This is a genomic window from Coprococcus sp. TF11-13 (genome assembly GCF_003481085.1).
Taxonomy (GTDB): Bacteria; Bacillota; Clostridia; order Lachnospirales; family Lachnospiraceae; genus Coprococcus; species Coprococcus aceti.
Window position 1 is genome coordinate 430,839 of the sequence record NZ_QUKK01000002.1, and the last position, 12,390, is coordinate 443,228.

13 protein-coding genes and 1 pseudogene are annotated in these 12,390 nt (G+C 43.0%); 13 read left to right on the forward strand and 1 reads right to left on the reverse strand.

Annotation, left to right across the window (positions count from 1 at the left end; translation table 11 throughout):
* The first annotated feature begins 13 nt into the window (after positions 1-13).
* The 7 genes from DXD11_RS06465 (at position 14) to DXD11_RS06495 (ending at position 7,101) form a co-directional block, all read left to right on the forward strand.
* A complete protein-coding gene (locus DXD11_RS06465; RefSeq protein ID WP_008703428.1) occupies positions 14-370 on the forward strand; it encodes a glutamyl-tRNA amidotransferase subunit A in 357 nt (118 codons plus the stop codon).
* A gap of 91 nt (positions 371-461) precedes the next feature.
* Complete coding sequence (locus DXD11_RS06470; protein WP_006857249.1) at positions 462-1,298, forward strand: hypothetical protein; 837 nt, start codon at positions 462-464, stop codon at positions 1,296-1,298.
* 14 nt (positions 1,299-1,312) lie between these two features.
* The gene (locus DXD11_RS06475) at positions 1,313-1,765 is read left to right on the forward strand and encodes a PrgI family protein (protein ID WP_006857250.1); all 453 of its coding nucleotides are present in this window, start codon (positions 1,313-1,315) and stop codon (positions 1,763-1,765) included.
* Positions 1,749-4,082, forward strand: a complete 2,334-nt coding sequence (locus DXD11_RS06480; RefSeq protein WP_008703425.1) for a VirB4-like conjugal transfer ATPase, CD1110 family — start codon at positions 1,749-1,751, stop codon at positions 4,080-4,082. Before DXD11_RS06475 ends, DXD11_RS06480 begins: the two co-directional genes overlap by 17 nt.
* Before the next feature lie 15 nt (positions 4,083-4,097).
* A complete protein-coding gene (locus DXD11_RS06485; RefSeq protein ID WP_015560136.1) occupies positions 4,098-4,502 on the forward strand; it encodes a DUF6075 family protein in 405 nt (134 codons plus the stop codon).
* A 14-nt stretch (positions 4,503-4,516) separates the two neighbouring features.
* Positions 4,517-5,290 carry a class B sortase gene (srtB, locus tag DXD11_RS06490; protein WP_118366426.1) on the forward strand — a complete coding sequence of 258 codons (774 nt, stop codon included), beginning with the start codon at positions 4,517-4,519 and terminating at the stop codon, positions 5,288-5,290.
* Between the two features lie 35 nt (positions 5,291-5,325).
* Entirely contained in the window at positions 5,326-7,101 is a 1,776-nt protein-coding gene (locus DXD11_RS06495; RefSeq protein ID WP_015560138.1) for a lysozyme family protein, read from the forward strand.
* A gap of 26 nt (positions 7,102-7,127) precedes the next feature.
* Here DXD11_RS06495 and DXD11_RS06500 read toward each other — a convergent pair whose 3' ends face one another.
* Entirely contained in the window at positions 7,128-7,487 is a 360-nt protein-coding gene (locus DXD11_RS06500; RefSeq protein WP_015560139.1) for a helix-turn-helix transcriptional regulator, read from the reverse strand.
* Between the two features lie 194 nt (positions 7,488-7,681).
* Between DXD11_RS06500 and DXD11_RS06505 the strand changes: the two genes are divergently transcribed.
* The 6 genes and pseudogenes from DXD11_RS06505 to DXD11_RS06530 all read left to right on the forward strand — a co-directional run.
* Positions 7,682-7,861, forward strand: a complete 180-nt coding sequence (locus DXD11_RS06505; RefSeq protein WP_015560140.1) for a helix-turn-helix domain-containing protein — start codon at positions 7,682-7,684, stop codon at positions 7,859-7,861.
* Between the two features lie 37 nt (positions 7,862-7,898).
* Positions 7,899-8,573: a response regulator transcription factor gene (locus DXD11_RS06510; RefSeq protein ID WP_117889533.1), complete on the forward strand. Its 675-nt coding sequence runs from the start codon at positions 7,899-7,901 to the stop codon at positions 8,571-8,573.
* Positions 8,561-9,736: a sensor histidine kinase gene (locus tag DXD11_RS06515; RefSeq protein WP_226852905.1), complete on the forward strand. Its 1,176-nt coding sequence runs from the start codon at positions 8,561-8,563 to the stop codon at positions 9,734-9,736. Before DXD11_RS06510 ends, DXD11_RS06515 begins: the two co-directional genes overlap by 13 nt.
* Positions 9,737-9,827: 91 nt before the next feature.
* Entirely contained in the window at positions 9,828-10,700 is an 873-nt protein-coding gene (locus DXD11_RS06520; RefSeq protein WP_021932294.1) for an ABC transporter ATP-binding protein, read from the forward strand.
* A complete protein-coding gene (locus DXD11_RS06525; protein WP_015560142.1) occupies positions 10,700-11,776 on the forward strand; it encodes an ABC transporter permease in 1,077 nt (358 codons plus the stop codon). Before DXD11_RS06520 ends, DXD11_RS06525 begins: the two co-directional genes overlap by 1 nt.
* Positions 11,777-12,217: 441 nt before the next feature.
* Positions 12,218-12,331, forward strand: a pseudogene (locus DXD11_RS06530) (sigma-70 family RNA polymerase sigma factor); the annotation flags it as partial.
* Positions 12,332-12,390 lie beyond the last annotated feature (59 nt).

The following is a 12,390-nucleotide window of genomic DNA, read 5'->3' on the forward strand; positions in this document are numbered from 1 at the left end:
GAGGATTTACCCTATGAAACTTTTTAAGAAGAACGAGAACAAGAAAACCACGAAGCTGCCGATGACTAAAAAGGTTAAGAAAGGCTTCCGCTATTACTGTATGGCTGTTATGGCAATGACCTTTGTGCTTGGTACTTCCGTAACCGCCTTTGCTGCCAATGACCCCATTCAGGTAGTCAACAATCTGTCCGATTTCATTTTCGGTCTGGTGAGGGCTGTTGGTATGATTATGCTCGGCTTTGGTATCGTGCAGATTGGTCTTTCCCTCAAATCCCATGACCCGTCCCAGAGAGCTAACGGCTTTTTGACCCTTGCAGGCGGCGTTGTCATTACCTTCGCAAAAGAAATCTTGACTCTTATCACAGGCTAAGATAACAGACTGACACAAAAAGATAACGGGAGCAGATCCGCCGAGTGCGGAACTCGCTCCCGTTATCTAATATCATCAAGGAGGTGGTCAAATGTCTGATAACTGGGTGGTACAGAATTTAGAGAACGCCCTAAACACTTGGAATGAGAAATTAGCCGAGATATGGCAGCTCATTACCCAATCCCCAGAGAACTTTAAGGGAGGCACGATATGGAATGTCATCGTGGATATTCACGGTGCGGTGCAGGCTATTGGACTTGCCCTGCTCGTGCTGTTCTTTGTTGTGGGTGTGATGCGTACCTGCGGAAATTTTGCAGAAGTCAAGCGACCAGAGCAGGCTTTGAAGCTGTTTATCCGCTTTGCCATTGCCAAAGGTGCAGTGACCTACGGATTAGAACTGATGATGGCACTGTTTAAGATTGTGCAGGGTATGATTTCCACGATTATGAATGCCGTAGGATTTGGCTCGGCACAGCAGACGGTGTTGCCGCAGGAAATCGTGACAGCCGTTGAAGACTGCGGATTTTTTGAGAGTATCCCGCTATGGGCGGTCACGCTGATAGGCGGACTGTTTATTACGGTGCTGTCATTCATAATGATTATGTCGGTATATGGCAGGTTTTTCAAGCTGTATATCTATACTGCCATAGCACCCGTACCCCTTTCCGCTTTTGCTGGAGAGCCGAGCCAAAGCGTCGGCAAGAGCTTCATTAAGAGCTATGCCGCTGTATGCCTTGAAGGTGCGGTTATCGTGCTTGCCTGCATTATCTTTTCCCTATTTGCTTCTTCTCCGCCTGTGGTCAATCCCGATGCGGCGGCGGTTACAATGGTATGGAGCTATATCGGGGAGCTTGTGTTCAATATGCTCGTCCTTGTCGGTGCGGTCAAAATGGCAGACCGTGTTGTAAGAGAAATGATGGGCTTGTAAGGGAGGTGCTATGATTGGAAGTCAAGATAAATAAGGAAATCCGTAATTATACGGAGAGTATGTTTTTTGGACTGTCCCTCAGACAGTTCATTTTTTCTGTCCTTGCCTGCGGCGTGGCGGTGGGTTTGTATTTTCTTCTCCGTCCACGGTTTGGTACGGAAACCCTCAGTTGGGTTTGTATCTTAGGTGCGTTCCCCTTTGCGGCAATGGGATTTATCAAATACAACGGTATGACCGCAGAGCAGTTTGTCTGGGCGTGGATTAAATCGGAATTTCTGATGCCGAAAAAGCTGATGTTCCTGCCAGATAATCTCTATTACGAAACGATGAAGCCGACCATTGAAGCCCATGAAAAAGGGTTGCCGACAGTACGGAAAAAGCAGAAAGGCAGGACACCGAAACCAAAGAAAACGAAAAAGAAAAAAGCGAAACGCAGCAAGGAGGTAAACAATGCTGAGAACTCTTAAAAATCTGTTCAAGCAGGACAGGGAAAAGTTTGTTGTGCCGAAGTCGGTACAGAATGTTATCCCGATTAAGACAATCTGGGATGACGGCATATTCCTTGTCGGCAGGAACAAGTACGCAAAGACCTTTAAATTTGAGGATATAAACTATGCCGTGGCAAGCCGTGAGGATAAGGAAGCAATGTTCCTTGAATACTCGGAGCTTCTTAATTCCCTTGACAGCGGTGCGACCACGAAAATCACTATCAACAACCGTCGCTTGAACAAAGCTGATTTTGAACAGACTATTTTAATCCCAATGGCTGATGACGGTCTGGATAAGTACCGTAAGGAATATAACAAAATGCTTCTGGATAAGGCGACAGGGGCTAATTCCATCGTACAGGATAAGTATGTAACCGTATCCGTCTGCAAGAAGAATATTGAGGAAGCCCGAAACTACTTCGCCCGTGTGGGTGCTGACCTTATCGCCCACTTTAACCGTCTGGGGTCGAAATGTGTGGAACTGGACGCAGGCGACAAGCTGCGTATCTTCCACGACTTCTACCGTACAGGAGAAGAAACAGCGTTCCACTTCGATATTACCCAGACGATGCGGAAAGGTCACGATTTCAAGGATTTTATCTGTCCCGATACCTTTGAATTTGAGAGCGACTGCTTCAGAATGGGTGACAGATATGGGCGTGTGATTTTTCTCAGAGAGTATGCGGCATATATCAAGGACAGTATGGTGGCGGAGCTTTGTGAGCTGAACAGGAATATGATGCTGTCCGTTGACATTATCCCTGTTCCCACAGATGAAGCCGTGCGGGAGGTGGAAAACCGTCTGCTTGGTGTGGAAACCAATATCACGAATTGGCAGAGGAAGCAGAACCAGAACAACAATTTTTCTGCCGTTATTCCTTATGACTTGGAACAGCAGCGAAAGGAAAGCAAGGAATTTCTGGACGATTTGACGACCCGTGACCAGAGAATGATGTTTGCTGTGCTGACGATGGTGCATACGGCAGATACCAAAGAGCAGCTCGACAATGATACAGAAGCTCTCTTGACTACCGCAAGAAAGCATTTGTGCCAGTTTGCGGTGCTGAAATATCAGCAGATGGACGGATTGAATACAGCTCTGCCATTTGGTGTACGGAAGATAGATGCCCTGCGTACCCTCACAACAGAGAGCCTTGCAGTGTTTATCCCGTTCCGAGTGCAGGAAATCTACCACGAAAATGGTGTGTATTACGGTCAGAATGTCATCAGCAAAAATATGATTATCGCCAACCGCAGGCAGCTCCTTAACGGCAATTCCTTTATTCTCGGTGTGTCGGGTGCAGGAAAATCCTTTACTGCAAAGGAAGAAATGACGAATATCATTCTGACCGACCCTAATGCCGATATAATCATCATTGACCCAGAGCGTGAATATTCCCCGCTTGTTAAAGCAATGCAGGGAGAGGTTATTCATATCTCTGCGACAAGTGAAAATCACATCAATGCTATGGATATGAACTCCGATTACGGTGACGGTGCAAACCCTGTCATTCTGAAATCGGAGTTTATTTTATCCCTTTGCGAACAGCTCATCGGCGGCACGAACTTGGGAGCAAAGCAGAAATCCATTATTGACCGATGTACGGCAAGCGTGTACCGCTACTATCAGCAGGGCAACTATATGGGAACGCCGCCAACCTTGCAGGACTTCCGTGAGGAACTTCTTAAACAGAACGAACCAGAAGCACAGGAAATCGCCCTTGCTATCGAATTATTTACAGATGGCTCTCTCAACACCTTTGCCAAGCATACCAATGTGGATACCCACAGCCGCCTTATCTGCTATGACATTCTGGATTTGGGTAAGCAGTTACAGCCTATCGGTATGCTTGTGGTGCTTGACAGTATCTTAAACCGTATCACGCAGAACAGAGCCAAAGGCAGAAATACCTTTATTTTCATTGATGAAATCTATTTGCTCTTTCAGCACGAATACTCTGCAAACTTCCTCTTTACCCTCTGGAAGCGTGTGCGTAAATACGGTGCGTACTGTACGGGTATTACGCAGAATGTAGACGACCTTTTGCAGAGCCATACGGCAAGGACGATGCTTGCTAACAGCGAATTTATCATTATGCTTAACCAAGCATCTACGGACAGACTTGAGCTTGCCAAGCTCCTTAATATCTCCGACCTTCAGATGAGTTATATCACGAATGTCGGTGCAGGACAGGGATTACTCAAAGTTGGCAGCTCCCTTGTGCCGTTTGTAAACAAGTTCCCACGCAATACCGAGCTTTACAAGTTGATGACGACCAAGTTCGGTGAGGTCTAAGAAAGGAGGTCTTTTATGGCTGATATTAAATTCCGTGATACGGCTCACCGTGATTTCTTTCTGGAAAATATGATGAAATGCAGAGTGAACGACTGTTATCACAGGGCATTTTTCTATGTGATGGGTATCGCTTCGGAAACGAGGGCGAACATCAACCAGATGTTCAATTTCAAGGAGGACTGCATCGAGCCAGAGGGTATGCACGGCGGCTGGCAGACAAGCGGAACAGTCAAGGTCTGCCATCTTGCTTTTAACCTTTGGAACGGGTATGCAGAGGAAGGGCGGGAACGGTATTTCACGCCAGAGGAGTTGTTTTGCTGTGAGTTTGCTCCCTACTTTATGGAGGGTATCAAGGTCAGATACCCCGAATATTGCAGGGAGCTTCCTGCTCCCAGAAAACAGACGGAAATTTCAAGATAAGAAAGGAAAAGCCTATGAAGAATTATAAATCTATTATCTGTGTTGTAGCCGCCGTGTGCCTGTTAGGTACGGCGGCTTTTTGCGGCTTCCGCATTTATCATTACTATGCAGAGGTGGACGAGCAGACGGAAGCCTTTGAGGAGATTGCCGAGATGGTAGAGCAGGCTCCCACGGATGAAACCGTGCCAGACGATGCCCCTGTCAGCGAGGGGGAAGATGTGCTTGCCAAGTATCAGGAATTGTATTTACAGAATGAGGATATGGTCGGTTGGATTTCCATTGCCGGCACGACAATCAATTATCCTGTGATGCAGAGCAGGAACAATCCGAATTTTTATCTGAAGCACAATTTTGAAAAAGAGTACAGCGATTTAGGAACGCCTTATGTGCAGGAGAATTGCGATATTGCTGAAAGTGACAATCTGGTTATCTACGGTCATCACATTAAGGGCGGCAAGATGTTTGGAGCGTTGGAGGATTACAAGTCCAAGAGCTTTTATGAGGAACACAAGAATATTCAGTTTGATACCCTCACAGAGCAGGCAGAGTATGAAATCGTCGCTGTATTTAAGACTGTGGCGTACAGCTCTGAGGGCTTCCGATACTACGACTTTGTTGATGCGGAGAATGAGGAAGATTTTAATTCCTATATCGGGAAGTGCAAGGAGCTTGCTTTGTATGATACAGGTGTGACCGCTGGATACGGCGACAGGCTCATTACCCTTTCCACCTGCGAATACTCCGCACAGAACGGCAGGCTCGTTGTAGTGGCAAAAAAGGTCGGCTGATTTGAACGCAAATTCTCTGGGAAAGGAGGTTTTCTATGGCTGATATAAAAACCAGAGATGCGGTCAAAGGTACGATAAAGACCATAGATAAAGCCGCCATAGCCAGTGAGCGTATGAAGTCTGCCTATGTGGGGATAAAGGAAAAAGCGGAACAGGGATATTACGCTGATGAAAACTCTGCCACAGAATATGCTGCGGACAGGATTTCTTTTGCGGCAGACCGTGCAAAGGACGAAGGTGTCCACCAGTTCAATAAGCAGGGGCAAAAGGCAGTCAAGACAACGCAGGAGAATATCGGTAAGGCAAAAGATAAAATAACCGATTTCAAGCAAAGTCGGGCTGTCAAAGCCGCAGAACAGAAAGCAGCACAGAATATGTCAGAACAACACGGCTTGCAGATCCGTCACGGGGCTGCAAGCCGTTCCTCTGCCCCCGATGTTTCTCAGACAGCAAAATCGCAGTTGATAAAGACCCGACAGCAGGGGCAAAAAATGATTAAGAGCACAGCCCGAAATGCAGAAAAAGCGGTGAAAACAACTGCTAAGGGAACAGTCAAGACTACCGAAAAGGGAATTAAAACCGCACAGGCAACTTCTAAGGCGGCAATCAAAACGACGGAAACCTCGGTAAAAACGGCACATGCAGCGGCAAAGGCTTCTGCGAAAACTGCCCAAAAGGCAGCACAGGCGGCAAAAGCCACCGCAAAGGCAACCGCTGAAGCAACAAAAGCTACGGTCAGAGCCACTATAGTTGCGGTCAAGGCGATTATTGCAGGAACAAAGGCTCTGATTTCCGCTTTAATCGCAGGCGGCTGGATTGCCGTCGTGATTATCTTGATTGTTGTCCTACTCGGATGTGCCGTGTCCTTATTTGGGGGAGGAAGCGAAAGCACTTCCTATACCCCCGTCAGTGCGGAGGTGGAAGCCTACACGCCGTTGATACAGAAATACGCTAAGCAGTACGGCATCCCCGAATATGTGGAGCTTATCAAGGCGGTGATGATGCAGGAGTCTGGCGGGCGTGGGCTTGACCCCATGCAGGCGGCGGAGGGCAGCTTTAACACAAGGTATCCCCATGAGCCGAACGGGATACAAGACCCAGAGTATTCCATCCAGTGCGGCGTTCAGGAGCTGAAAGCCGCCCTTATCTCTGCCGAGGTGGAAAACCCGATTGACATGGAGCGTATCAAGCTCGCCTTGCAGGGCTATAACTTCGGCAATGGGTATATCTCATGGGCGAAAACCAACTACGGCGGTTATTCCTACGCCAATGCGGTAGAGTTTTCCACCATGCAGGCACAGCGGTTAGGGTGGGAAAAATACGGCGACACACAGTACCCCGCCCATGTGTTACGCTATTATCCGTATGGACGGGCGTTCACAAGCGGCAGCAACCAAGCCATTGTAGAGGTCGCTTTGACACAGCTCGGAAATGAGGGCGGTCAGCCTTATTGGAGTTGGTATGGCTTTGATGGGCGTGTAGAATGGTGTGCCTGCTTCGTATCGTGGTGTGCCGACCAGTGTGGTTATATCGAAAGCGGGATTATCCCGAAATTCGCAGGCTGCGTGGACGGCTCAAATTGGTTTAAGGGTAACGGACAATGGCAAGACAGAAACTACGAGCCGCAGGCAGGCGATATTATTTTCTTTGATTGGGAAGGCGACGGAGAAACCGACCATGTAGGCATTGTGGAGAAATGCGAAAACGGTGTCGTTTACACCGTGGAGGGTAATTCTGGCGATGCTTGCAGACAAAAGCAATATACGGTTGGAAGCAGCTCCATCTATGGTTACGGTGTTCCTGCCTATTAAAAATGGGCAAAAGAAAAACCAGAGGTTTATTCCTCTGGCTCTTTTGCCTTACATAGTCCGCTGACAGTTGCTTCAACTATGGACAGCTCTTTATCGTTTAGTTTGTCGAGTTCTGCGTCTAAGCGTCTGCGGACGGAACTTCTTTTGACCTCATTATCTGGGAATATGTATTCATCAACCGATACACCGAACATTGTCACAAGCTGAATGAGCAGTTCCAGACTTGGCTTTTGTCCCTCATTTTCAATCGCTTGAAGATGTCTTGGGTCATAATCTACAATACGAGCAAGCTGCTCTCTGGTCATACCTTTTGCTGTCCTTGCTTTCTTGATTGCCTGTCCTATCGGTGTAAAATCGAAGTCAAAATCATTGTTTCTTGTGTCCATAAACTCACCACCTTGTATCTGCAAAATGCTACTGTTATATTTTGCAGAAATGTGAGTTCTTATAGAACGATTTGAAATCTCTGATATTAGGATATAAAATCTCTTATTACAAGCGGTCAAAGTTCATAATTGCACACTTGATACTGTTCGTTCAAACGGCTATAATATATACAGTACACCTTAGGAGGTCAGATATGTTTGAATATATGACAGCACAGGAAGCCGCTGAAAAGTGGAACGTATCGTTAAGATGGGTACAAAGACTTTGTAAAGGAAACCGTATTGAGGGGGTTATGAATATTAACCGTGTGTGGCTTATTCCGAAAAATGCTGAAAAGCCTGCTGATGCAAGAAAAAAGTTGATGAAAAATTGAAAATTTTTCGTTAGTGTTTATTATGGAGGTGTTATATGTGAGGTACAGGATTTTAATTTCCGATGATGAAGTTGATATAGTTGAAATGCTTACAGGATTTTTTAGAAGCAAGGGCTATGAGGTCTTTTCTGCTTATAATGGAGTAGAAACCCTCAAATTAGCAGAATTACAACCAGATATAATCTTATTAGATATAAATATGCCGAAGCTTGATGGGATGGAAGTCTGCAAGAAAATTAGGGATTATGTTTCTTGCCCTATACTCTTTTTAACTGCCCGTATTGAAGAAAATGATAAGGTACAAGGATTTTCCGTAGGTGGTGATGATTATATTGTTAAGCCGTTTTCTCTTGTTGAACTTGAAGCCAGAGTGCAAGCACATTTAAGAAGAGAAGAACGACATCAAACGAATACAAAAGTTAAGTTTTCAGGAGAACTTTTAATTGACTACTCTGAAAGAACTGTTTATATACAGAACCAACCTATTGGTCTTGTAAAAAAAGAATTTGACATTGTTGAGTTATTATCTCAAAACGCAGGACAAGTTTTTGATAAAGAGAGAATTTATGAAAGAGTTTGGGGATATGACAGTGAGGGAGATAGTAGTGTTGTTGCCGAGCATATTCGCAGAATACGAACAAAAATTGCAGCATACACAAATAAATCTTATATTGAAACAGTTTGGGGGTGTGGATATAAGTGGATAAGATAAAGAAAATGTGGTGTAACCTGTCATTGCGAAAAAGTATAATACTTTATATCTCAGCGTTTGTAATTCTTGCCATTCTATTAAGTGCAGGAACAGCTACTTTGTGCAATAATGCTACAAAAACGATTGAAAGCAAATATCCCCCAACAGGAGAAAAATATTATTTAACAAATGAAAATGGAGAAAGACTCGGTGATGGCAATTATATTGGAGTTGCACCTGTTGCAATGTCTGAAAAAGACCAACGGTTACTTTCAATATGTGAAGTTGCCCCAATAATTGCAACTCCGATTTATTCAGCGTTATGTATTATTACGGCGACCTTGTTATTCTATAGAAACAAGTTAAAAAAACCGCTTACAGAATTAAAAGCCGCTTCTGAAATGATTTCTAATAATAATTTAAACTTCTCAATTAAATATGACAGCAAAGATGAATTAGGAGAATTGTGTTCATCATTTGAAACAATGCGTTTTACCCTTGCTAATAATTTCTCTGAAATGTGGCGGCAAATGGAAGAACGAAAACAACTTAATGCTGCTTTTGCTCACGATTTACGTACTCCACTTACCGTATTAAAAGGGTATAATGAAATTTTACAGTCCAACCATGACCCAATAACCAAAAGCACCGCTGTAACAATGGGAAAACATATTTTCCGTTTGGAAAGATATGTTGATAGTATGAGCCACTTGCGTCGTTTAGAAGATGCTCAACCCATAAGTGACAAGTCTAATATAAGCGGTTATGTGACCGCAATAGCTGATAGTGCAAGAATTTTGTGTGAGCAAAGTGGAAAAACTCTTTCTATTCAAAATAACATTTCCGATATTCCTATTGGCATTGATTATACTTTTGTTTCACAAGTTAATAATAATTTGATTTCAAATGCAATCCGATACGCAACATCAAAGGTAAACATCACTTACACAAGTAATAATGATGGCTTTTATCTCTCTGTTTCAGACAATGGATGTGGCTTTTCAAAAAATATTTTAAGCAAAGCAACCAATCCATATTTTACGGAAGAAGAAAATCACTCTGAGCATTTCGGACTTGGGCTGTATATCTGTAAAATTTTATGTGAACATCACGGTGGTTATCTGAAAATTGAAAATTGCTCAATCGGAGCAAAAGTGACTGCTTTTTTCAAATCTCTCGATTAGTAGATAAAAAGTAGAAAATTGCATTCTATACTCTCTATGTAAACACATGGAGAGTATTTTTTTGCTCCCTAAGACGAAAGGAGTTTTTGATATGGAACTTAAAGCAATTCAACTAACAAAGCAATATGGCTCAAAAACAGCCGTAAACCATTTGAACCTCTCATTATCAAATGGCGTTTACGGTTTGCTTGGTGCAAATGGTGCGGGAAAAACTACCCTTATGCGGTTACTCTGCGATATTCAGACACCGACCTCTGGGAAAATTACTTTGGATGGGAAAAACATATCTGTACTCGGAGAGAAGTACCGTAATTTATTGGGATATTTACCGCAACAGTTTGGATATTATCCAGACTTTACAGCTTGGGATTTCCTTATGTATGTTGCGGCATTAAAAGGACTGAGTGAAAAACAAGCTCATAAGAAAGCAACAGAATTGTTGGAAGCTGTTGACTTAGCAGAGAAAAGAAACCTCAAAATCAAAACTTTCTCTGGTGGTATGAAACAACGTTTAGGTATTGCACAGGCGATGTTGAATAATCCACGCATCTTAATTTTAGATGAGCCGACAGCAGGTCTTGACCCAAAAGAGCGTGTCCGTTTTCGTAATCTGATTAGTGCATTTTCTAAAGATAGAATAGTTATTCTCTCTACGCACATTGTTTCTGATGTCGAGTTTATTGCTGAGGACATTATTATGATGAAAGACGGTCAGATTCTCCATTTTGGAAAAACGCAGGAAATTACCACAGAAATTGACGGACAGGTATGGGAATGTACAGTTCCGACCAGTCGTGCGGAGCAATATTCTGAAACTCTGAATATAAGCAATTTGCGAAACATTGAAAATAATTGTACGGTTCTGCGTGTGATTTCTGAACAGTCGCCTATGGAAAATGCGATAAAGGTAGAACCTACATTAGAGGATTTGTATCTATTCTATTTTAAAGGAGTGAACGAATAATGAAAAATCTAATCAAGTTTGAATTACGAAAAATATTGACAAAACGCTTTGCGGTTATTTCTGTTGCTGCCGTATTACTATTGTCCTTGATACTGTCTTTTTCCACGCTTCACAGTATGTACGCATTTGACGGAAACGGTGCAGAGGAAACTGGAAAAGCTGCGGTAGAAATTGATAAGCAAATTGCATTGAAGTATGAGGGAAAGTTAACTGACAATAAAGTACAGCAGATGATGTCTGAGTTTAAGCCTACTCAAGATTTACATGGAATGAACGCAAAATACATTTATCAAAATGCTTTGCAGTCTTCTGTATTCTCCCATTTTGCTGATATAGATGGAAATTGGAACGGGTTAAGCGTAGCAGATGTATTTGGCGATAAAGAAATAAAAGTTGGGTATGTAAACGGTTGGCTTAGTACAAGCCAAAATATGGCGAAGATTTTTATTGTCCTTTCATTAGTAATTATTTTGCTAATTGCTCCTGTTTTCTCTGGCGAGTATGGTGGAGTGGATAACATTATTTTGACAAGTAAATACGGAAAGACAAAATGTGCCACAGCAAAAGTATTAGCAAGTTTACTTTCAGCCGTTTTCATAACGACTTTGGTTGTTATTTTCAATTTGCTTATTGCGGTTGCTATTTATGGAACAGAGGGGCTGGACTGCTCTATCCTTTTTGCTCCAATAGATTTTTTAGAAGGGTATATTCCGTTTAATATTACTTGCGGAACAGTATTAAAGTATCAAATCCTGTTGGCGTTTATGAGTGCAATCAGTGTAACAGGAATAGTTTTAATTCTGTCTGCTGTTTGTAAAAGTCAAATGATAGCGTTTGTAATTTCAGCAGCTATTCATGTGATACCGATAATGCTTCCTATCTCTGAAACAAGTGCATTATATCGAATTATTGTGCTGATGCCCCTTTTCTATTCACAGTATATTTCCATAATGTCTGTTGAACAAATGCACAATGGTATGCTTTATGCAGTATGGTCTATTCCTGTTGCGATTGCTTTAGTAGTAATAGGTTCAATCATTTCCCATAAGGCATTTTCAAAACATCAAGTAAGATAAGCTTTAAAATCAATATGAAGCAAGCCCACCAAATAAAAAAACGGTGCTTTGGTGGGCAGTATAAACACGCCCAGACGAAAATTCAACTTCCCTCCGAACCCGTTTTCGAGTTTGGAGGAATTTTTTTATGCGATGGTCGAATATGACCGCAATGCTGCTCATCAGAAGCAGCTACTATTTACGGAGTGTCACAGTGGAGTGAAGATTATCTTTTAGAAAAAATCATCACTCACTCGTGGCACTCTTACATTTTACAAGTAGAGATTACATCTCTTGATTATAGATATGCTTACGCTTATTGCCGTAGAGGTCTTAGTACCTTTGCGGCTTTTTGTTTGTCGAAAAATGTCTTAACACAGAACAAGGCTACTTCTTGCGTTGGTTGTCGTTCTCCGCCTGCCAATCTGGATTTTCAAAAAAATTCAGATTGGAGGAAACAATATGGCATACAACAAAGCCAAAGAAGAAAAGAAATGGCGGCTCTGGAAAGAAGCCGAGGAAAAGCAGTTGCGAAACTTAGGTGTTAATGAGGACGATATAGAAAAACTCCGTATTCTGATATGTACCCAGAATCCTGGACACATATTTATGAACTAGGCTGAACACATGGATGC